This is a genomic window from Mycolicibacterium diernhoferi, assembly GCF_019456655.1.
In the GTDB taxonomy this organism is placed as follows: Bacteria; Actinomycetota; Actinomycetes; order Mycobacteriales; family Mycobacteriaceae; genus Mycobacterium; species Mycobacterium diernhoferi.
The window spans coordinates 685,916-707,676 of sequence record NZ_CP080332.1 but is presented as its reverse complement, the minus strand read 5'-3'; the positions used below and the strand labels follow the sequence as shown (position 1 = coordinate 707,676).

Genomic DNA, 21,761 nt, shown 5'->3' with positions numbered 1-21,761 from the left:
AATTGTTCCCGGACAGGCAGAGATGCACAGGCCGTCGTGCTTGGTGTGGTGATAGACCGAGTGGCTGCCCCGCGGGGTCGCGGAACAGCCACTCCGTCGTTCTCGGGCTACTCGGCTGCTCCTCCAGTGCCACCGGGTGCGCTGGTATCCCCGGACGAGCCCTCACCACCGTCGCCGTACTCACCACCGTCGGCGTCCTCGGCATCGCGAGTTCGGACAGTCGGCTGGTCAGCGTCGCCGCGGTCGAGCCGGTCAGGCCGTTGCTGACTCTCGAGGGAGTCCTGCGACAGCAGTCGAGGTTCCGCCTGCTTGGTCGTCGAGGCGCTCTCAGTCGAGTCCTCGGCCATGGGCCCGCCAGGTTCGACCGCACCGACTGCCATCGACGGCGGATGTTCGAGATCGGTAGCACCCTGCAGTTCAGAGGCAGCGCGCTGTCGCGGGACGTCGAACTTCGTGGTTTCGGTCACCGCCGTCGATGTGGTGACATTCGTCGAAATCTGGCGGGTGTCCGTCTCCGTTCGCGTCGACATCTCCTGCTCGGTTTCAGTCGGCGCGCGGCGTGACGTCAGCTGTGGGGATATGCCGACTTTCGCGGTTTGGGGAACCGATGGCGCAGGAATTGCCGGCGTGGGGGTGCGCACCAGCGGCGGCACGCCAACGATGGCCAGCGCGTTGTTGATGCCCTCCCCAATGGCGTTGATCAGATCTACGGCGAGCTTCACCGGATCGAACCTGGGAATCAGCCGCGCCGGGGTTGGTTCCCATGGATCGATGCTGCGGTCATAACCCGACTCCACGAGCACCCGAAAGAACGGCTCGATCACGTCGATGAATCTCTCGGGTACCCCCAACGAACGCAGCGGGCCGAAAAGCGGCAGGTCATCGCTGTCGAACAGGTAGTAGCTGGTCCTGCCGTCCTTACCTTGATAGGCCGGCGAGGCGGCCGGGTCGCCGGCGGGGATGTCGAGGCCGAACGGCCAGGTGTGCAGGTACACGATGCCCAGAACCGCATTCAGCGTGGCCACGAGATTCAGTGGATACAGCGGGAAATCGGCGAAACCGTCGTACTGCCGGTTGACCACGACGGTGTCGAACGGGGTGTCGGTCTGTTCAGGTCCGTTGAACGTCCAATCGAGGATCGGGAGGTAGAAGCCCGGGAACCGGGACAGCAGGCCACCGTTGGGAACCCGGGCATCGCCCTCCAGGATGAAGTCGATATCCGGTGCCGGAGTGCCGTCCGAGTACTGCGCGGTGAGCCGGTCCCGCACCGTGTTGGTGGATTGCACACCCTGGGACAGTGCGTAGATCACCAGACGGTTGCCGGGGGTTGCTGCGGCGATCGCCTGCTCCAGTGCGGCGGCCCCTGCTCGGATCGACTGATCGCCGGTGAGGTCGAAGAGCCCGGTGAGTTTCCACCACGGCACATTCGGCCAGGACCCTCCACCGGGTCCGAAGATGCGCGGGTCCCCGACCGCGAGCCCGAGGAGGCGCAAGATCCCGGTGAGGGGCCATGACTCGCCCCGCGTGCGCACCGCGACCGAAGTGATGTCACCGCCCGGGGCAGTCGGAAACAGCGGCGTGACGAACTCATCGATGATGCGGTCGACGTCCGCGGCGGGCCACTGTGGGCAGGTGGCCCCGCACACCGCGAGCACGGTGGTGTCGGCGGCCGGCCGGACCGCCTGCGACACCGGCGCCGGAAATGCGGTGGCCGTTGCCACCAGCACCGCAACAGCCACTGCACCGATACGACCGATATAGCTGGTGATACTCATCGCCGCGCCCCCGTCCGTTGCCGGTCCTGTGGCCGAATATTCCTCGCGCCGGGCACGGGGTATCTGAGTAGTGCGCTACTCAAATCCCCGGTCGCCCGGCCGCAACCCACACCGACTGCAAGTCGACTGCAAGTGCGGCCCCCGACGATGCTGCACGTGTACACATGGGAGGCTGCGGCAACCGCGTGGGAAGAGGCCAAAAACCGCCCGGCCCGTCTTCGCCCGGGCGCCTTGCCGCGGCCCCTCCGTGCACTGGCCATCCTCAGCTGGGTCGGCGCCGCCGTCATGCTGGGGTTCGGCTTCATCCCGGGCCTGTTCACCCCCGAACAGCACGCGCTCTACGCCGGCGAACTGGTCTTCGACTACTCCCCCATCTGGCCGCTGCTGTGCGGCATCGCGCTCGGCTCGGGGGTGGCCGCGGTGGGATACCTGTACACCGCCACCGGCGCGGACGCCCCGCGCCACCACGCGATCGTCGCCTGGTGTGCGGGCGTCGGCACCCCGCTGATCCCGATCCTGGTGCTGGCGATCGACCGGGCCTGGCCGGCCCTGCCGGCGGTCGCGGCCTGGCTGGCCGCCGCGGTGCTGATGTTCCGGTGCCTGCACGTGCGCCGCCGGCCGATCGGAGCCTGGCCCGGCATCGCGCTCGCCGGCCTGGTCGCGGCACCGTGGCTTCCGGCCGTCTACGCCAACATCCGGCTCGGACTGGCGGTGAACGCGCCGGCCGCGCAGCAGGATCAACATGCCCTGCTCCTGCTGCTGCTCGACGACCTCGGCACCCAGACCTACGTGCCCGCCATCGCGCTGGCCTTCGTGGCGGCCATGGCGACCGGCGGTGTGGCGATGGCCGCGCATTCGCGGTCCGCGATCGCCCACACGGTCTCGCGGCACCGCACGACGTGGGGATTCACCGCGCTGTTGTGCACCCTCGCCGTCATCGTCATCGTGCTGGAGACCACCGGTGTCGGCGGCATCGCCTCGGGCTTCCAGAGCGGCTATTGGACGCCCGGCGGCCCGGGCACCTGGCCGCACGCGATGCTGGTCGCCGCGGCCATCGCGTACGGGACGCAGCGCACCTTCCGGTCCCCGGTCAGCCCGCGCGGCGACGTGACGACCACCCTGGCGGTCGGCATCAGCGCGCTGTCCAATCAGATCCTGATCGCCGTCGTGGTGACGGCCAACCTGGTCGCCAACGCGATCATGGGACCGTCGGCGACCGGTATCGCCCCGCCGCCCGGCCTGGAACTGGTGATCATGTGGGTGGCGCTGCTGACGCTGGCCCCGGTCGCGGTGCGCGCCCGCTGGCGCGACACGGTCGGCCGCCTGGTCGCCCGGGTGGGTCTGCTGTTCCTGGTGCCCGTCTATGTCAATGTGACCCTGAACCAGCTCGGCATCGAGGTGCCGGTCTCGTTCTGGGCCAAGCCATCCCAGGTGGTCATCTGCCTCACCGTCATCGTCTGTGCCGCAACGCTGTTCGGCCTGGCCGGGCGACCCGGTCCGATCCCGGCGGAGTTGGCGAACCGGCTGGTGCTGATCCCGTTGCTCATCGTCGTCGGCACATCCTGGCTGCCGAGCGTCATCGCCGCTCCACTGACGCCGGTGATCGCGGTGACGGCCGCACTGTTCGCGCTGCTGTGGGCGATGCCATCGGATTCCGGCGACGCGCACAGCGGGATCGTGCTGACCGTGTCGGCCCAGCTGCTGCTGGTCGCCGCGACCGCCGCCATCGTCACGGTCTATCCGGACATCTCCGCCGACGACCCGACCCTGGCGCTGCTGTTGTTCGCGGTGCCGTTGAGCACTCTGCTCTGCGCCCAGACGCGGCCGGGGTGAGGCGCCGCGAAGCCCGGGCAGCGCGCCGCCTGCGCCCGGGGACGGTGGCCGGACCCGATCTCCGCTGTGTGCCGTCCGCCACTGCTACCCCCGCGGTAGCCCCCGGCCCCCGGCCAGCCGGTACCGTGCCTTAACCGGTCGTAGGTGACCGCGCCACTCACCGTCTCGTGCATGGGGGTCGATCACTGGTGTCAGAGCAATTTCCGCATCATGGCCCTGCGGAGGTCCCCGGGGACATCCCGGTGACCGAGGTCCCGGTCGCCGAGGTCATCGACATCGATGACGAGGCCACCGGACCCACCGGCACACCCGACCCCGCCGAGGAACACGTCGAGGGCACCGTCACCGAGAAGACACCGGTCAAGCGCAACGGCTTCAACCGCCGGGGGTTCCGTTTCGCCACCCCGCTGGGTGATATCGCGATCGCGATCCGCACCCCCACGCAGCGGCCGGTGGTGCCCAAGCTTTTCGACCCGCTCGGCCTCTCCGACCGTGCCATCGACGCCGCGAAGATGGGCTTCAAACTCGCCACCTGGGGCGAGGAACAGCTGGCCACGATGGTGAAGGCCCGGCTGGAAGCGCTCGAGACCGCGCCCCGGCCCGCCCAGCCCGCCGCGCCCGAGCCGTCGTCGAACGATTCGCTGCACATCAAGTTGGGGCGCCTGCTCGACCGGGCCCTGGACCAGAGCACCAGCGGCAGCCAGCAGGAGCTCTACCACCGGCTGCTCGACCAACTGGTGGCCGATGAGGCCCGGATCATCGGCGCCCTCTCCGACGGGGCGTCCTCACCACTGGTGAACGTGCACAGCCGGTCCCGCAGCCAGGTGGTCCTGCAGAACGCCTGCCTGATCGGGCGGACCGCCAACGTCGCACTTCCCAATATGGTCCCGCAGTACGTCGATCATCTGCTATCCCTTGGACTGGTCGAGATCGGTCCGGAGGACCCGTCACAGAAAGCGGATTACGAGGTGTTGATGGCGGAGCCGATGGTGTTGAAGGCGATCAAGAGCGCATCGCGCGGCCCGTTGATCGCCCGCACGGAGAAGCTGTCGCTGCGACTGTCCGGACTGGGCAAGGGGTTGTGGGCGGCCGCGATCAAGCAGGACGGTCTGTGACACACAGCGATAAGCCGGAGACGGATCGCTGCATGACGCCCAGCGAGAAGCCGGAGGCGGATCGCGCATGACCTACAGCGTCCTGGCCATGCAATCCTGGCCGGAGATCCTGGCCGACTTCGAGGTCAACTGGTTCATCTACCTGTCCATGCCGTTCATCGCGGCGTTCGTCGGGTGGAGCACCAAGATCGTCGCGGTGGAAATGCTATACCGGCCAATGGAATTCAAGGGCATCGGCCCGTTCGGCTGGCAGGGCATCGTGCCGCGGCGCGCCGGCAAGGTGGGCTCCAAGACCATCGAGTTGCTCACCCAGAATCTGCTCAAACCCGAGGAACTGCTCGAGCGCGTCGACGCCAAGGAGGCCGTCGAAGCGCTGCGGGTCCCGCTGACCGAGGCCATCGACGAGATATCGCGCGAGGTCGCCGAGCAGATCCGGCCCGGCCTGTGGGATTCGTTGCCCGAGGCGGGCCGGCGCGCCATCCAGAAGCGGATCGAGCAGGAGACTCCGCGGGTGGTGGAGTCGCTGCTCAACGAGATGCGCGCGGACCTCCCGCGCTTCGTCGACATCCAATACCTCGCCGTCACAACGCTGGTCCGCAACAAGGACAAACTCAACAAGCTGATGCGCAGCATGGGCGATGACGCGATGGCGTTCGTCCGCCGCAGCGGCATCTACTTCGGCCTGGTCATCGGTGTCGTGCAGATGTTTGCCTGGGCGTTGTTCCAGAACCCGTGGATCATGCCGGCCTTCGGGTTCGGCGTCGGCTTCATCAGCGACTACATCGCGCTGAACATGCTGTTCCGGCCGATCGAACCGAAAAAGTATCTCGGCTTCATCACGTTCCAGGGTCTGCTGCACGCGCAGCGCGAGAAGATCACCCGCGACTACGCCAAGATCCTGGCCGACGACCTGTTCTCCCCCGAGATCCTGTTCGACGGCATCCTGCGCGGGCCCGGCGCGGACAAACTGTTCGCGTTGGTGGGCAAGGAGGTCAACGCCGCGATCGACTCGCAGACCGGGATCGCGACCCCGCTGGTCAAACTCGCCGTCGGCACCCAGCGCTACAACGCCCTCAAGGACGGCCTGGTGCGACTGGTGGTGCAGCGCCTGCCCACCACACTGCTGGAGGCGCAGGACTACGCCATGCAGGCGCTCGACCTGGAGCACACCATCATCGACAAGATGAGTCAGCTCACCAACGAGGAGTACGAGTCGATCCTGCGGCCGGTGTTCAAGGACGACGAACCGACCATGATCGCGGTCGGTGCCATCCTCGGCGGTGTGGTCGGCGAGCTCCAGGTGGTGCTCATCGAGCACTTCGGGAACGAACCCGAGGCCGTCAACGCGCTCCCCGAAACGGTGCGGATCCTGCTGCACCAGTAGACCGCGTCGCGGTGCGCTGCCCGGGTAATCGGTGTCCGGCCCGGTAGCCTCGGTTCCGTGGCAGGCAAGGCGATACGGGCAGCGACATGCATCGGGACCGGCGCCGTCGCGCTCGCCGTGGTCCTGAGCGGCTGTAGCGACAGCACCGACGGCACCCCGGTCGGTTCGGCACCCTCGGGCACCGAACCGGACTTCCCGACCACCCGGCCGAGTCGGACCACCTCCGCCCCACCGAGCGCGCCCCCGTCGTCGACCACCCCGATACCGCCGGGCGCGCAGGCGCTGACCCCGCAGGACGGCTACGTCTACATCGAGACCAAGTCGGGGCTGACGCGCTGCCAACTCACCGCCGACGCGGTGGGCTGCGAGGCGCAGTTCGAGAACGCCCCGTCCATCGACGGTTTCCCGGCCAATGGGGTCAACCTCACCGCCGACGGCACGGTCACCTGGATCGTGGGCAACCTCGGCGATATTCCGACGGTGCCGCTGGACTACCGGACCTACACGGCGCTGGGCTGGACCATCGAAGCCTCTGCCGCGGGCACCCGGTTCACCAACGACGGGACCGGCCACGGCATGCTCGTCCGGATCGAGGGTGTGGAGACGTACTGATGGATACTGTCGTCTGATGGACACTGTCGTCTCATGAGCATCGCCCGCAGAGAACGCGCAGCACTGGTGGACACCATGCGCGCTGTCGGCCCCGACGCGCCGACGCTCTGCGAGGGCTGGGACACCCGGGATCTGGCCGCACATCTGGTGGTGCGGGAGCGGCGTCTCGACGCCGCGCCGGGCATCCTGGTGCCCAAGCTGGCCGGCTACACCGCCCGGGTCCAGCAGCAGGTGAGAGCCTCCACCGACTGGGCCGAGCTGCTCCATCAGGTGGCGGCCGGTCCCCCGCTGTATTCGCCGTTCATCCTGCTCGACCCGCTGGTGAACGTCGCCGAGATGTTCATCCACCACGAGGATGTCCGCCGCGCCGGGCCCGCATGGGAGCCAAGGGTTCTCGACGAGCAGACGACGGCGTCCCTGGCACGGCAGGTGAGCTCGTTCGCCCGCATGACGCTGTCGAAGGCGCCGGCCGCGGTGTCTCTGACCAACCCCGCGGGCAAGGTGCTGGCCACCGCGGGCAAGGGCGCGCCCGTCACCGTCACCGGCGATCCCGGCGAACTGCTGTTGTTCGCGGCGGGCCGCGAACCGGCCCGGGTGACGTTCGACGGGGACGCCGAGGCCGTCGCGGCGGTGCGGGCCAGCCGCCGCGGCCTCTAGCCTCATCCCCGGGTCGCTGTCCCCCGCCGTAGGCTGGAGCGCATGGCATCTCTGGACTTCCGGGTCTTCGTCGAACCACAGCAGGGCGCGACCTACGGCGACCAGCTGGCCGTCGCGAAGGCCGCCGAACAACTGGGCTACTCCGCGTTCTTCCGATCCGACCACTACCTGGCGATGAGCGGTGACGGGCTGCCCGGACCCACCGACTCGTGGGTGACGCTGGCCGGCATCGCGCGGGAGACCACCACCATCCGGTTGGGCACCATGGTCACCTCGGCGACGTTCCGGTACCCCGGGCCGCTGGCCATCGCGGTGGCCCAGGTCGACGAAATGAGCGGCGGCCGAGTCGAACTCGGCATCGGGGCCGGCTGGTTCGAGGCCGAGCACCAGGCCTATGCGATCCCGTTCCCGCCGTTGGGTGAGCGTTTCGACCGGCTCACCGAGCAACTGCACATCCTGACCGGGCTGTGGCAGACCCCGGCCGGGCAGACCTTCGATTACACCGGGGCGCACTACACCGTCAAGGACTCCCCCGCGCTGCCCAAACCCGCGCAGTCGCCGCGCCCGCCGATCATCATCGGCGGGGCCGGCCCCAAGCGCACCCCGGCGCTCACCGCGCAGTTCGCCGACGAGTTCAACATCCCGTTCGCCTCCCTGGAGGACCTGACGGCGCAGTACGACCGGGTGGCAGCCGCGGTCGCCGCGGCGGGTCGCGCGCCGGACTCGCTGGTGTATTCGGCGGCGTTCGTGCTGTGCGCGGGACGCGGCGAAGCCGAACTCACCGGCCGGGCGGCGGCAATCGGCCGGGAGCTCGACGAGATGCGTGGCAATTCGCCGGTGGCCGGCAGCGCCGACGAGGTCGTCGAGAAGCTGGGCGCCTTCATCCGCGCCGGAGTGCAGCGGGTCTATCTCCAGGTCCTGGACATGTCCGATCTCGACCACCTGGCGTTCTTCGCCACCGAGGTCATCCCGCAGCTGGACTGACCCACCGTTACTATCGGTGGCCGTGACGGGCGATCCGAAGTGGCATGAACGAACGCCCACCCTGCTGGCGGCCAGCGTCGCGGCGCTGGCGGCCATCGGCCTCATCGTGTGGTTGACGATGGTCGTGGTCCGGCAGGCCGGCAGCACCGAGCCGGCGCCGCTGGAGTACGTGACGCCGTTCGCGGACACTTCGAGCAGCAGCGCGACGACCACCACCGCGACCACGTCGGTGTCCACCACCACCAGACCGGTGGAGACCACCGATATCAGCGAGGTGATCGATCCGTCGGCGTCCTCGACGACCTCGTCGACCACGACGAGGACGCGGACCTCGACCACCCGAGCCGAAGACGCGGAAGAGACCACGACGACCACCAAACGGCGGGCCCGGCAGAACGAGACGCGCACGCTGTATCCGGCGCCGTAACGCGCTCTTACCGCCCCATGGCACGGAATTCGGCCACCAGGGCCTCGGCGCTGCGCACCGCCGCCCGGCAGGCCCTGCTGGTGAACGGGTCGTTGAGCGGGTGCTCGGCCCGGCGGCGCCAGCGCTGGGTGGCCGCGAACGCGGCGCGCGGGCCATCATCAGAGGGCAGGTCGGGGCCTGGCAGTCCCAGCCCGAGCCGGCTGGCCGCGTCCGTCCCGGAGCCACCGATCAGCCGCCGCAGCGACGCCATCTCGTCCTCGGTCAAAGTGGTTTCCCGGGAACGCAATTGGCTCAGCAGGCGGAGTTCCTCGAAGGCGTGCGCATCGGCGAGCAGCGGGTCGATGTCGGCCAGGATCTGGCGGCTCGCGTAGACCGGGTTGACCTCCACGAAGCGCCGCAGCGACAGCAACGCCGTGTGCGCCTTGAGCAGATCCGAACGCTGCGCGAACTGCTGATCGATGACATCGCGCAGGGCGATCAGCCCGCTGCGCTCGAGCAGCTCGTCGGCCAGCGCCACCGAATCGCTGATGCCGGCGCTGAGCACCGCGACGGAGATCCGGATCCCGAACATCCCGAACCGTTCCAGCAGGGCCGCCCGGGTCGCGGCGTCCACCGGCAACGTGCTGTCCTCGCGGACGAACCGGTCCGCGCTCAGCATCGCCTTGGCCAGTTCGGCGGGCGGGACCCCGGCCAGCTTCTCCAGCGCCACGAACTCGCTCTGGCGCAGGGTCCGCGCGGTCAGCGCGAGCAGCCCGGACACCGGGACCACCGCCTGGCAGATGCCGGTCTTGTCCATCTCGGCGGTGAAGCGGGTGGCCACATCGCGGGCCGAGAGCATCGCGTCGATGCGGCCGGCGCCGATCTCGTCGGCCCGGGACGCCACCCCGATCACCCCGAGCGCGCCCGCGGAACCGGCCGCGCCGCCGACCAGTTCACCGATCTGCTTGAGCAGCGCGATATCGGCGGCGTTGAGGGTGCGCAGCAGGAACACCACCGCGTCCACCCGGGGCACACCGTCCTCGGGGACGAGCAGCCGCAGGGTGCGCTGGGAGACGTCACGCGACAGTGATGAGGTGCCCGGGGTGTCGATGATGGTGGTGTCGATCAGTTCGGCGGCGGGCCATTCGACGTCGAGGTCCTCGATTCCGTCGGGATCGAGTCCGGCGAAGCTGAAGGTCAGGCTGCGCTGCTCCCCGGCGGCCCGGGCGATGGGGACGTTCGACCGGGAACCGTCGCGGTGATTGGCCGTCACCTTCGGCGACGGGCCGTGCCGGAACCGGGTGACGATACGGGTGGCCTCGGTGGCGTCGGTCGGCGCGATGTCCTCCCCGACCAAGGCGTTGACCAGGGTGGATTTACCCGCCTTGAGGGTGCCGGCCAGCGCGATCCGCATCGGCTCGTTGAGTCGTCGCCCGATCTGCTCGAGCGCGGCGTGCACGTCGGGCCGCTGCCGGTACGCGGGATCGGCCCGGTAGGCGGCGATGGTGCCACCGAGGATCGCGCGCACGGTATCGCTGGTACTCATGACGTGCCCAGCTTAAGGGCGACGGGCAGTGTTCAGGACGACACCAGCTTGTCGACGTTGTCGACGACCTGCTTGAGGATGTCGAGTTGGCGTTCGAGTTCCCGGATCCGGGTATTGCGCTGGTCCTCCTCCATTTTCGCCGCCGCGAGAGTGGCCTGCAGCGACTCGTTGAGCGAGCGGCTGGTCTGGTTGGCGATGGCGCGGTAGTGATCCCGCAGCTGGCGCTGCACCAGGCGGAGTCGGTCCCGGGATTCCTTGTTCACCACGAAGGAGACATCGTCGACGAACCGGCGCACATTGGTCTTCGCCTCGTTGCGCACCCGCAGCATCCGGTTCTCCATGTCTTCCTTATAGGCCTTGCGACCCAACACGAATCCGGCGCCCAGCGACAGCGGGTTGAACATGCCCAGCCCCGCGAAGGAGGTGAGCATGCCGAACATCAGGATGCCGCCGTAGGAACCCCGCATACCGGTGACCACCTTGTGGCCGGCCTTGATGGGCTTGGCGTCGAGGCGGGCCACCGACTTGAATTCGCCGAGCCCGGCGCCCATGTCGCGGGCACTCACCTGCGGTAGGTCGACCGCGTCCAGGCCGGCTTCGGTGAACAACCGGGCGACCTCGGTGGCCAGCGCCTCGGCACGCTGATAGGCCCAGACGAAGTTGTCCCCCACCGCGGTGGCCACCGCGTTCTCCAGTTCGGTGCCGATCTCGGCCCAGTGCAGGGTGGGATCGCAGCCGTCGATCACCGACTCGGTGTGCGCGGTGATGTGCCGGAACCGGTTGCGCAGATCGTGGTCGACATCGGCGGTCAGATCGGCGATCCCGTCGTTGAGGGTCTGCTGCCACAACGACGTCTGTGCCAATGCGTCCTGGGCTTCGGCCTTGCGCCGCTCCAGTTCGGAAGTCAACCGGGCGCGGATTCCCGGATCGTCGAGCACCGACAGTTCGCTACTCACCGCGAGCGCGAGATGTTCTGCAGCAGCGCGGATCTCGCCGAGAACCTGGTCGCGGATGCGGTCGTTCTCCCGCGACATCACCTTCTCGGAGAGGAATTTCACGATGGCCGGGAAGTTGGACTCCTCGTTGAGTTCCTTGTCGTTGAGGGTGATGGCGTGGCTGCGCAGCACCGAGCTGGCCGGGATCACCGGGGTGTCTATGCCGGCCCGCTGCAGGTGCGCGGTGTTGACGGCGACGATGTCGCGCCAGCGCGGGTACAGGTCGGTCTTGGTGGCGATGATCGATGCCAGCGGGCAGATTTCGACGGCTTGGCGGATGAAGGTCAGTTCCGGTTCGGTGAATTCCTGGCTGGTGTCACTGACCATCAGGACGGCGTCCGCGTCGGGCAGCAGGCCCAGGGTCGCCGACAGGTGCGGCTGCCCGTGCCCGCCGACGCCGGGGGTGTCGATGAACGCCAAACCGTTCTTGAGCATGGGGCTGGGCACCCCGACCTCGACGCGCAGCACCTCACGCCCACCGGCGGCCGGGGCCCGGCGTAGGTCGTCTTTGAGGTCGGCCATCTCGATGTCGACCAGTTCGGCCTCGGTGCCGTCCGCGCCGAGGACCACGAGCCGGGCGGTCGGCGTCTCGGCGTGGTAGACGACGGTGGCCAGCACGGTGCTCTCGTCGTCGCCGACGCGGGCGACCGGCACGTTCAGCAGCGAGTTGAGCAGTTGGCTCTTGCCCTGCTTGAGCTGGCCGGCGATGACCACCCGGATCTGCGGGTCGCAGATGCGTTCCTTGGCGATGTGCAACCGTTCCACCAGGTCGGCGCGGTCATACAGGCCGGCGATCTTGGCGGTGTGGTCGATCAGCTCGACGATCACCTTGACCGGCCTCGCCGGGGCGCCCTCGGCGATCGGTCTCGCGGGTTGGGTCATGGGGTCCTCTCCTGAGCGTCAACCGTAGGCGCGCCGACTGGCGGGGACCAGGAAGCGGTCCCCGCCAGTCGGGATCGGGCGTGGTTAGAACACGTCGACGTTGGTCTCGATGGTGTTGTCGATGTCCAGGGTGTTGGAGTTGTCGACCGAGTTGTCGATGTCGGTGTCGACGACGGTGACGACCGAGCTGTCGTCGTCGCTGTTGTCCAGTACGCCGGAGTTGTCGATGATGGTGATACCGCCACCGTTTCCGCCGCTGCCGGCGTCGGCGTGACCGCCGCCGAGCAGACCGCCGCCGGCCACCGCGCCGCCACCGTTCCCCCCGCTGGTGTCGACGTCGTTGAGCACCGGGCCCTTGTTACCGGAAATGATGTCGTCGCCGGCGATCTGCGAGTTGTCCTCGACGTCGTTGCCGTGGCCGATGATGACCGGTGAGTGGTTGCCGGTTTCGACGTCCACCTTGGTGTTGCCGTGGCCGACGACGTTGTCATCACCGGTGATGTTCTCGTCGCCGACGACGTTGTCGTCGCCGGTGGTGACGGTGCCGGTGTTCGGGCCGGCGACGATGACGCCGCCGTCGGTGGCGGTGGTGGTGGTCTTGTTGCCGAAGGTGATGTCACCGAAGCCGAAGTTGAAGCCGCCGATCTGGGAGTTGGCGCCGGAGCTCTGCTCGGGGCTCATGAACTCGGCGTTGGTCCGGTTGTGGCTGGCGATGTCGGTCTCCGGGGCGAAGGTCCGCTGCGGGGCGTACATCGGCGCGAACGAGGTGGCGATGCTGTGGTGGTCGGCGACCGCACGTTGCAGGCCGAGGACCGGGTCCCCGCCGCCGAGGGCCACGCCGGCCGGGGCCGCGGTGGCGGCGACGGCCTGCAGCTGGGCGGCCGTCACGTTGGGCAGGCCGGCGTCGCGCATGGCCTGTTCCGGGTTGGCCACGAAGGCACCGGCCAGGTTCGGGCTGCGGAACAGATCGAGGATGTAGTCGATGATGGTGGTCATTTCGGGGCCTTTCTCAGGTTGTGGGTAGAACCTGTCGCTGGGTGGTCCGGCGAACTGAAAACCACGTTATGGGCGCTCCGGCCCCGCTGAAACGGGGTTGAATCCCCTCCCCCGAAACCCCCATACGGGGCACTAGGGGGTCCCCCATTAGGGGCATAGGGGGTGACATTGGGGTCTGCTTCGCAGACACGAAAAAGCCCGCTCACCGCGGTGAATCGCGGTGCGCGGGCCAGTTCGTGGGGCCAGTTCGTGGCGTCAGTCGAAGAGGTCGAAGCCGGACGGGTCCGGGGCAGTCCAGTCCTGATCGGTCCCAGGGTCGGGGACGGCGGCGTCGGGAACGGACTCGTATCCCGGCAGGTCGTCGAGCAGCGGCACCTCCAGCGCGGGCAGATCGTCGGCCGAGGGCACCGCCGAGTCGGGCTCGGCGACGGTGGTCACCACCTCACGCACCGAGAAATCGTCCAGGTCGTGCGCCACGACCGGGAGGGCGTCCGAGAAGGCATCGTCGATACCGAACGCATCGAAGGCCGCGGTGGCGGCGCCGCTCGCCCAGACGTTGGCGTCCGTCGCGGGCAGGCCCGTGGACAGGGCCGGTCCGGACAGCGAGTCGGCGACCACCGGGATGAGTTGGTCGACGTCCGCGGTCGTCACATCCGGCAGGTCGGCGGCGGCGAGAGCGGCCGCGGGATCGGCGGCATACCGCGCCGAGGCGTCGGGGTCCCGCACCAGCGCCATCACGAAGTCGAGCAGTGAATTGGCCATGAGTCAGGTCTCGCCCCCGATTTTTCCGTTACGTCGCAAGCTCGTGAACCGATGCTATTGGGGAACGGCACCGTTGAGATCGGTGTTCAGCCCAATCGTCGTCGACATCCGTTAGGGGATCGCCCATTAGGGGTTCCGACACGTTAGGGGGATTCCGGCTCTACCGGGTTCCCTCCCATTAAGGTGGGGGACTGTCTACAAGGAGGGGAGCATTCGCGTGAGCGACGCTTGCGAGCGAACCATCGGACTGACATGCGAGATCCAAGCCTGCGAGGAAATCGCGTGAGCGACTCGCTCGGATTGTCCGTCGGGATGACCAACCTGGTGGCGGCCCGCGACGGACGGCCACCGGTCACCCGCCGGTCGGTGCTGACCCTGTTCAACGACCGGGCGCCCGAGGTGGGTGTGCCCAGCGAGAACCCCAACCTGAACCAGCCCGGCCTGGTGCTCGGCGGCTTCGTCGACCGGGTCGGCGACCCGGTGCCGCTGGTGGCCTCCGACGGCTCCTCACACCGCGGCGACCAGGTGCTCGCCGAGGCGCTCGACGCGATGACGCACACCGTCGGCGGGGGCAACCCCATCACCATCGCGGTGCCCGCGCACTGGGCCCCCTCTGTGGTGGCCGCTCTGCAGACCGCCCTGCGCAACAAGCCGGGGCTCGCCTCGGCGGCCGTGGTCCCGGATTCGGTCGCCGCACTGGCCGGCCTGCGTGCCGCGGGCAGCCTGCCGCCCCAGGGTGTGGTGGCGCTGTGCGATTTCGGCGGCAGCGGCACCAGCGTGACGCTGGCCGACGCCGACGCGCAGTTCGCCCCCATCGGCGCGACGCTGCGCTACCCCGACTTCTCCGGGGAGCAGATCGATCAGGCCCTGCTCAATCACGTCATCGCCGGCATCGCCGACGCGGGTGACGCCGACCCCGCGGGGACCGCCGCGGTGGGCTCGCTGGGGCGGTTGCGCGACGAATGCCGTCGAGCCAAGGAACGGTTGTCGGCCGAGACCGCCACCGTGGTGCCCGCCGAGTTGCCCGGTTTCCGCTCCGATGTCCGGGTGACCCGCGCCGAGCTCGACCAGCTCATCGATCAGCCGCTGGACGGCCTGCTCACCGCCATCGAAGAGCTGTTGCAGCACAACGGTATTGCGAGCAATCGACTGTCGGCTGTGGCGACGGTCGGCGGTGGCGCGGCCATTCCGCTTGTCACGCAGCGGCTTTCCGAGCGGCTGCGGGTCCCGGTGGCCACCACGCCGCAGGCCCTCACCGCGGCGGCGACCGGCGCCGCCCTGGTTGCCGACGTCGCCTTCGAGGCGGGCGCCCCGACGGGCCTGGCCCCGGCCGCCAGCCCGGATTCCGCACCGACCGGCATGGCCCCGACGATGGGCTGGGCCGGTGGCGCAGCCGCCGCGGAATCGGGCGCCCCCGGCGGGCTGGCCTGGTCGGAGGACGACGAGGCCCCGACCGGCGAACCGGTTCCCTACCAGGGCCCCGATTACGAAACCGGTTATGCCGCAACCCCGACCGATGCCCGCCCGCCGATCGCCTTCGCCCCCGGCGAGGACGACTACCCGCTCGAGCCCGAGCCGCTGCCCTGGTACAAGCGGCCTCCGCTGCTGTTCGGCGCCGCGGCCGCGGCCGCGCTGCTCGCGGTGGGCGGGCTGGCGGTGACGCTCACCGGGACCAGCAGCCCCAGCGGCCCGGTGACCGAGACCGCGACCAGCTTCTCCACCGAGCCCGGTCAGCCCGGCGAACCCGCGGCCAACCAACCGCAGACGGTGACGGTGACCGGCGACAACGGCGTGGTGACCACCTCGGAGATCCCGCCGCCGCCGGCGAGCACGACCACCACCACCACCACGACTCCGTCCACCACGACGACGACCACCACCACCACCACGACGACCACCACCACGACCACCACGACGACTCCGCCGACGACGACCACCACGAAACCGGTGACCACGACCACGCAGCCGCCGGTCACCACGACCACGGTGGCCCCCGCGCCGGAGCCCGAGCCCGAGCCTGAGCCCGCCCCGGCACCCGAGCCCGTGGAACCGCCCGTCGAAGAGGGGTAACCCGGCGATGTCCTCCCCGGCGGTCGTGGGCTCGGACTCCGGTGCCATCGCGGCCCTGATCGCGGCTCCCCGCGATCCGGCCAAGATTCTGGTGTCCGGTGGCATCGGCGCCGGGAAGACCACGCTGCTCGGTGCCGTGCGCCGCGCACTGCGGGATGCCGGGGTGCCGGTGCGCAGCAGCCCCGACGACGAGACCGGCGCGGCACTGGTCGTCGATGACGCCCAGCTGCTTTCCGAGGGCGAGCTGGCGCGCCTGACCGAGGCGGCCGCCGACCCGGGCCGCACCGTCGTGGTCGCCGCCGAACCGCTGGCACACCACGGCGCACTGCGTGACCTGGGCCTGGCGTTGACCCGCGAGAATCCGGCGGTGGTGCTGGGCCCGTGGACCGCGGCCCAGGTGGCCCGGTTGCGTCCCGGCAGTGTCGGGCACGCGGAGGCGGTACTGGCCGCGACGGCCGGCGTGCCGTTCCTGGTGTCGGCGGCACTGGACGCCGACGCACCGGTCGACGCCACCCGGGTCGCGCTCATCGAACGGTTACGCCGGCTCGACCAACCGGTGCTCGACACCCTGCTGGTGTGCTCCCTGGACCGGCGGCTGGGGTCCGACGACATCGCCGCCGCCTTGCGGGTGGACGCCGCGGCGGCCCAGCTCCTGGTGGACCACGCCCGGGCGAGTGGGCTGCTGGAACCCGGTCAGCCTCCGACGTTCCACCGCACACTGCACCAGGCGGTCGCCGAGATCGTCGGGGCCGCCCGCCACCACGACACCGAGATCTCACTGCTGTACACCCAACTCGAAATGACCACGCTGACAGCCGATCTCGCTCTCCGGATGGCCGAGCACGGATTGCGGGACGAGCGGCTCGCCAAGGCTCTGACCACGCTGGCGGCACGGCACCGTGACGATCCCGCCCGGGCGGCGGCGCTGTACCGGGCGGCATCCGAGGCCGGCTCGACGCAGTTGAGCACCGAACTCGGTGACGCGCTGGCACTGACCGGAGACTGCGCGACCGCCGCGCGGTTGGCCGATGATCTGCTCGGCTCCGCCGACCCGGCGCAGCGAGCCGCCGCGGTGCGGATCGCGGCCAGCGTGGCCATGCACGACGGCGACGCCGCCGCGGCTGCCGACCTGTTCGGCTGGCTCGGCCCCTACCCGGATGCGTTCATCGCGTCCGCGGCGGTGGTGGTGGCGGTGGCCACCGGCGATGTACCCGCGGCCCGGGCCGCCCTCGATGTCGAGGATCCGGGCCCGCCCACGTCGACGGCCCGCGCCGCCCGCAGCCTGGCCGACGGATTGCTGGACACCTTGGACCGGCCGTTCCCGGCCGCCATCGCCGGGTTGAGCCGATCGATCACCTCGGAGTGGTCGCTGGAATCGGTATCCCCGGACAGCCCCGCGGCCCTGGTGACGCTGGCCGCGATCCATGGCGGGGACCCGGTGCGGGCGCGCAGCATCATCGGCCGGGCCGCCGCGCAGTCGTCGCCGTTCACCGCGCCTCGGCACCGGCTGCTGCTGGGCTGGACCCGGATGTTGGACGGCCGGCTCAACCGGGCAACCGCCGATGCCACGGCGGCCGGGGCACCGGGACTGCACCGCCGGGACGCACTGTGGTCGGCCGCGCTGCACACCGCCATCGCCCGCCGCGCCGGGGACAGCGGCGCCATGCAGCAACACTGGTATGCCGCGCTGGACGTGCTGGCCGAGTACTCGCTCGACCTCTACTCCCTGCTGCCGTTGGGCGAATTGTGGGTCGCGGCCGCGCGGCTGCGCCAGGTCGACCGGCTACAGCATCACCTCGACGAGGCGATGGGCCTGCTCGAGCGCCTCGGCCGGCCACCGCTGTGGTCGGTGCCGCTGCATTGGGCGGGGGTGCACGCCGGGATCCTGGCCAACTCGCCGGATGCGGTCGCCCCGCACGGTCAGGCACTCACCGCGGCGGCCGCCGACAGCGCCTACGCGCAGGCCTTGGCACGGGCCGGGCGGGCGTGGCTGCGGGTGCTGGCCAATCAGGTCGACGTCGAGGAGGTGACGCCGGCGGCGCGCGGGCTCACCCAGTTCGGGTTGACCTGGGATGCGACCCGGCTGGCCGGCCAGGCCGCGTTGCAGACCCCGGATCCCCGGGTGTCGGGGGTGATGCTGCAGTTGGCGCGCGAGCTCAAGGTATCGGCCCACGATGCGGACGACGTCCCGGCCGTTGCGGACGACACCGAGGCCGCTGCGGCCTCTGCGGCCTCGGGAACGTTCGAGGAGCCGTCCCGGCCGGCCGGGGTGGCGCCGCGGGCTGCGGCGATCCCCTCGTCGCGGCTGTCCGACCGGGAACGCGAGGTGGCCGAACTGCTCCTGCTCGGCATGCCCTACCGCGACATCGGCAGCCAACTCTTCATCTCGGCCAAGACCGTCGAGCATCACGTGGCCCGAATCCGGCGGCGCCTCGGCGCGGAGTCGCGGCCGGAGATGTTGTCCATGCTGCGGGCACTGTTGGGCACCCCGGCCTGACCGCCGCTGCGGGCCGCCGTTCGCTACCAACCGGTGAGTTAGGACAGCCTTGCTAGCGATGGGTCAACCGTTGATGTAACTATGAGCAGGCAAATAGCTTAAGTTACCGGTGAGTAACACGTTTCAAGTTACCAGCCGGTAACTTATACCTCGGGAGGCGCGCGGTGCAGCACACGCTCGAAGTGAGCAGGTTGGTCCTCGGATTGCTGGGAACCGCCATCGTCCTGGTGTTCGCCGCGAGGCGCGTGCTGTGGCTGACGAAGCTGATCAGCTCGGGACAGAAGCTGGGCGACGAACGCGGCCGCAAGGACGACCTCGTGCGCCGCTTCCTGAACCAGAACAAGGAAGTCTTCGCACAGTCGAAGCTGCTCAAGTGGTCCATCCCCGGTATCGCGCACTTCTTCACCATGTGGGGCTTCTTCGTCCTCGGCTCGGTGTACGTCGAGGCGTACGGCGTGCTGTTCAACCCCGAGTTCCACATCCCGCTCGTCGGCCGCTGGCCGGTGCTGGGCTTCCTGCAGGACTTCTTCGCTCTCGCGGTGCTCATCGGCATCGTCGTGTTCGCGATCATCCGCGTCGTCCGCGCCCCCAAGAAGATCGGCCGCGACTCCCGGTTCTACGGCTCACACACCGGTGGCGCGTGGGAGATCCTGTTCATGATCTTCCTGGTCATCGCGACCTACGCGCTGTTCCGCGGTGCCGCGGTCAACGTGCTCGGCGAGAACTTCCCCTACCAGTCCGGCGCCTTCCTCTCCGATGGCATGGCCGCCCTGCTGGCCCCACTCGGCCCGACCGCCAACATGTGGATCGAGACGGTGGCACTGATGGGCCACATCGGCGTCATGCTGGTATTCCTGCTGATCGTGCTGCACTCCAAGCACCTGCACATCGGCCTGGCCCCGATCAACGTCACCTTCAAGCGGCTGCCCGACGGCCTCGGCCCGCTGCTGCCGATGGAGCACAAGGGCGAGCCGATCGACTTCGAGGATCCCGCCGAGGATGCGGTCTTCGGCCGCGGCAAGATCGAGGACTTCACCTGGAAGGGCTACCTCGACTTCACCACCTGCACCGAGTGCGGTCGTTGCCAGTCGCAGTGCCCGGCCTGGAACACCGGTAAGCCGCTGTCCCCCAAGCTCGTCATCATGAACCTGCGCGACCACATGTTCGCGAAGGCGCCCTATCTGATCGAGGGCAAGGAGATGCCCGAAGAGGGCTCCGTCGACTTCGCGAAGCTGGGTGACAGCCTGCACGGGCACGGGGTGCCCGAGGACGGCTTCGCACGCATCGAGGGTTCCGGACCCGAGCAGGCGCTTCGCCCCCTGGTCGGCACCGCCGAGCAGGGCGGCGTCATCGACCCCGACGTGCTGTGGTCCTGCACCAACTGCGGTGCCTGCGTCGAGCAGTGCCCCGTCGACATCGAGCACATCGACCACATCGTCGATATGCGCCGCTACCAGGTGATGGTCGAATCCGAGTTCCCCGGCGAGCTCGGTGTGCTGTTCAAGAACCTGGAGAACAAGGGCAACCCCTGGGGCCAGAACGCCAAGGAGCGCACCACCTGGATCGACGAGGTCGATTTCGACGTCCCGGTCTACGGCGAGGACGTGGATTCCTTCGACGGCTTCGAGTACCTGTTCTGGGTCGGCTGCGCCGGCGCCTACGAGGACCGAGCCAAGAAGACCACCAAGGCCGTCGCCGAACTGCTGGCCACCGCGGGTGTGAAGTACCTGGTGCTGGGCACCGGCGAGACCTGCACCGGCGACTCCGCCCGCCGCGCCGGCAACGAGTTCCTGTTCCAGCAGCTCGCCGCGCAGAACGTCGAGACCATCAACGAGCTGTTCGAGGGCGTCGAGGCCGTCGACCGCAAGGTCGTCGTCACCTGCCCGCACTGCTACAACACGATCAACCGCGAATACCCGCAGCTGGGCAGCAACTACACCGTGGTGCACCACACCCAGCTGCTGAACCGCCTGGTCCGGGACAAGAGGCTGATCCCGGTCACCACGGTCGACCAGGAGGTCACCTACCACGACCCGTGCTTCCTGGGCCGGCACAACAAGGAGTACGAGGCCCCGCGTGAGCTCGTCGGCGCGGCCGGCGCCAAGCTCACCGAGATGCCCCGGCACGCCGAACGCGGCCTGTGCTGTGGCGCCGGTGGTGCCCGGATGTGGATGGAAGAGCACATCGGTAAGCGCGTCAACACCGAGCGCACCGAGGAGGCCATCGACACCGGCGCCTCGGCGATCGCCACCGGTTGCCCGTTCTGCCGCGTGATGATCACCGACGGTGTCGACGATGTCGCCGCCACCCGAGAGATCGAGAAGGTCGAGGTGCTCGACGTCGCTCAGCTGCTGCTGAGCTCGCTGGACACCAGCCTGTACACGCTGCCCGAAAAGGGCACTGCCGCGGCCGAATCCGCCAAGCGGGCGGAGGCCCGCGAGGCCGCTGAGGCCAAGGTCGCCGCCGCCGCTCCGGTCGTGGAGGAGGCCGAGGAGGCTCCCGCGGCGCCCGCCGCAGCTGCCGCACCGGCGGCACCTGCTGCCCCGGTCAAGGGACTCGGGCTGGCCGGTGGCGCCAAGCGTCCCGGCGCCAAGAAGGCCGCGCCCGCCGCTGCCGACGCTCCCGCCGAGGCCGCCGCAGCGGCGACACCTGCTGCCCCGGTCAAGGGACTCGGGCTGGCCGGCGGCGCCAAGCGCCCCGGCGCCAAGAAGGCCGCGCCCGCCGCTGCCGCGGCCCCCGCGGCCGAGGCGGCCCCCACCGAGGCCGCCGCACCGGCAGCCCCGGTCAAGGGACTCGGCCTGGCCGCCGGTGCCAAGCGCCCCGGCGCCAAGAAGGCCGCCCCGGCGTCGCCGAACCAGGGCGAGCCGACGGTGACACAGCCGCCGAACGTCGATCCCGATCAGGCGGTCGCCGGCGCCAAGGAAGAGACCGCCGACTCCGATATGGGCCTGCAGGAGCACAAGTCCGAACCGCCGGTGGTGGGTCTCGGTATCGCCGCGGGCGCACGTCGCCCGGGTGCGAAGAAGGCCGCCCCCAAGGCTTCGGCTCCGGCGGCTCCCGCCGCAGCGGCCGAGCCGGTGTCGTCGGCCACCGAGCCGCCGTCCACGGCTGTCGAGCCGGAACCGGCCGCAGAGCCCGCGTCGTCGTCGAACGGGTCGGGTGAAGACTGCGTCGTGGGTGACGAGCCCCCGGTGAAGGGTCTGGGTATCGCCAAGGGTGCCCGCCGGCCCGGCAAACGCTGACACAC

The 21,761-nt window shown here is 69.5% G+C and carries 15 protein-coding genes; 10 read left to right on the top strand and 5 right to left on the bottom strand.

Annotated elements, in window-relative coordinates; genetic code table 11:
* Positions 1-107: 107 nt before the first annotated feature.
* On the bottom strand, positions 108-1,775 hold the full coding sequence (locus tag K0O62_RS03285; protein ID WP_073855664.1) for a PE-PPE domain-containing protein: 1,668 nt from the start codon (positions 1,773-1,775) through the stop codon (positions 108-110).
* A 231-nt stretch (positions 1,776-2,006) separates the two neighbouring features.
* Here K0O62_RS03285 and K0O62_RS03280 point away from each other — a divergent pair, with 231 nt between their 5' ends.
* The 7 genes from K0O62_RS03280 to K0O62_RS03250 all read left to right on the top strand — a co-directional run bounded on the left by K0O62_RS03280 (position 2,007) and on the right by K0O62_RS03250 (position 8,787).
* Positions 2,007-3,608, top strand: a complete 1,602-nt coding sequence (locus K0O62_RS03280; protein WP_131817387.1) for a hypothetical protein — start codon at positions 2,007-2,009, stop codon at positions 3,606-3,608.
* A 242-nt stretch (positions 3,609-3,850) separates the two neighbouring features.
* The gene (locus tag K0O62_RS03275) at positions 3,851-4,723 is read left to right on the top strand and encodes an Abi-alpha family protein (protein ID WP_234800025.1); all 873 of its coding nucleotides are present in this window, start codon (positions 3,851-3,853) and stop codon (positions 4,721-4,723) included.
* A gap of 67 nt (positions 4,724-4,790) precedes the next feature.
* Positions 4,791-6,107 carry a DUF445 domain-containing protein gene (locus K0O62_RS03270; protein WP_073855662.1) on the top strand — a complete coding sequence of 439 codons (1,317 nt, stop codon included), beginning with the start codon at positions 4,791-4,793 and terminating at the stop codon, positions 6,105-6,107.
* Between the two features lie 57 nt (positions 6,108-6,164).
* Positions 6,165-6,719, top strand: a complete 555-nt coding sequence (locus K0O62_RS03265) for a hypothetical protein (RefSeq protein WP_073855661.1) — start codon at positions 6,165-6,167, stop codon at positions 6,717-6,719.
* Between the two features lie 33 nt (positions 6,720-6,752).
* Entirely contained in the window at positions 6,753-7,376 is a 624-nt protein-coding gene (locus K0O62_RS03260; protein ID WP_073855660.1) for a TIGR03085 family metal-binding protein, read from the top strand.
* Between the two features lie 42 nt (positions 7,377-7,418).
* On the top strand, positions 7,419-8,360 hold the full coding sequence (locus K0O62_RS03255) for an LLM class F420-dependent oxidoreductase (RefSeq protein WP_073855659.1): 942 nt from the start codon (positions 7,419-7,421) through the stop codon (positions 8,358-8,360).
* A gap of 22 nt (positions 8,361-8,382) precedes the next feature.
* Entirely contained in the window at positions 8,383-8,787 is a 405-nt protein-coding gene (locus tag K0O62_RS03250; RefSeq protein WP_131817386.1) for a hypothetical protein, read from the top strand.
* A 7-nt stretch (positions 8,788-8,794) separates the two neighbouring features.
* Here K0O62_RS03250 and K0O62_RS03245 read toward each other — a convergent pair whose 3' ends face one another.
* The 4 genes from K0O62_RS03245 to K0O62_RS03230 form a co-directional block, all read right to left on the bottom strand.
* Entirely contained in the window at positions 8,795-10,312 is a 1,518-nt protein-coding gene (locus K0O62_RS03245) for a dynamin family protein (RefSeq protein ID WP_073855657.1), read from the bottom strand.
* Positions 10,313-10,344: 32 nt separating this feature from the next.
* Complete coding sequence (gene iniA, locus K0O62_RS03240; protein ID WP_073855656.1) at positions 10,345-12,189, bottom strand: isoniazid-induced dynamin-like GTPase IniA; 1,845 nt, start codon at positions 12,187-12,189, stop codon at positions 10,345-10,347.
* An 84-nt stretch (positions 12,190-12,273) separates the two neighbouring features.
* Positions 12,274-13,185 carry an IniB N-terminal domain-containing protein gene (locus K0O62_RS03235; protein WP_073855655.1) on the bottom strand — a complete coding sequence of 304 codons (912 nt, stop codon included), beginning with the start codon at positions 13,183-13,185 and terminating at the stop codon, positions 12,274-12,276.
* A gap of 255 nt (positions 13,186-13,440) precedes the next feature.
* Positions 13,441-13,947 (bottom strand): Rv0340 family IniB-related protein, encoded by a 507-nt coding sequence (locus K0O62_RS03230; RefSeq protein ID WP_073855654.1) that lies wholly within the window; start codon positions 13,945-13,947, stop codon positions 13,441-13,443.
* Positions 13,948-14,229: 282 nt separating this feature from the next.
* On the opposite strand from K0O62_RS03230, the gene K0O62_RS03225 reads away from it, so the two are divergent.
* The 3 genes from K0O62_RS03225 (at position 14,230) to K0O62_RS03215 (ending at position 21,756) form a co-directional block, all read left to right on the top strand.
* Positions 14,230-16,017 (top strand): Hsp70 family protein, encoded by a 1,788-nt coding sequence (locus K0O62_RS03225; protein WP_073855653.1) that lies wholly within the window; start codon positions 14,230-14,232, stop codon positions 16,015-16,017.
* A 7-nt stretch (positions 16,018-16,024) separates the two neighbouring features.
* The gene (gene iniR, locus K0O62_RS03220) at positions 16,025-18,514 is read left to right on the top strand and encodes an isoniazid response ATPase/transcriptional regulator IniR (protein WP_073855652.1); all 2,490 of its coding nucleotides are present in this window, start codon (positions 16,025-16,027) and stop codon (positions 18,512-18,514) included.
* Positions 18,515-18,678: 164 nt separating this feature from the next.
* A complete protein-coding gene (locus K0O62_RS03215; protein ID WP_097933996.1) occupies positions 18,679-21,756 on the top strand; it encodes a (Fe-S)-binding protein in 3,078 nt (1,025 codons plus the stop codon).
* Positions 21,757-21,761 lie beyond the last annotated feature (5 nt).

Bases quoted from the DNA above. Each gene is read 5' to 3' on its own strand.
- iniA (WP_073855656.1), bottom strand. From the start codon at position 12,189: ATGACCCAACCCGCGAGACCGATCGCCGAGGGCGCCCCGGCGAGGCCG.
- K0O62_RS03270 (WP_073855662.1), top strand. From the start codon at position 4,791: ATGACCTACAGCGTCCTGGCCATGCAATCCTGGCCGGAGATCCTGGCC.
- K0O62_RS03260 (WP_073855660.1), top strand. From the start codon at position 6,753: ATGAGCATCGCCCGCAGAGAACGCGCAGCACTGGTGGACACCATGCGC.
- K0O62_RS03255 (WP_073855659.1), top strand. From the start codon at position 7,419: ATGGCATCTCTGGACTTCCGGGTCTTCGTCGAACCACAGCAGGGCGCG.
- K0O62_RS03230 (WP_073855654.1), bottom strand. From the start codon at position 13,947: ATGGCCAATTCACTGCTCGACTTCGTGATGGCGCTGGTGCGGGACCCC.
- K0O62_RS03245 (WP_073855657.1), bottom strand. From the start codon at position 10,312: ATGAGTACCAGCGATACCGTGCGCGCGATCCTCGGTGGCACCATCGCC.
- iniR (WP_073855652.1), top strand. From the start codon at position 16,025: ATGTCCTCCCCGGCGGTCGTGGGCTCGGACTCCGGTGCCATCGCGGCC.
- K0O62_RS03285 (WP_073855664.1), bottom strand. From the start codon at position 1,775: ATGAGTATCACCAGCTATATCGGTCGTATCGGTGCAGTGGCTGTTGCG.
- K0O62_RS03235 (WP_073855655.1), bottom strand. From the start codon at position 13,185: ATGACCACCATCATCGACTACATCCTCGATCTGTTCCGCAGCCCGAAC.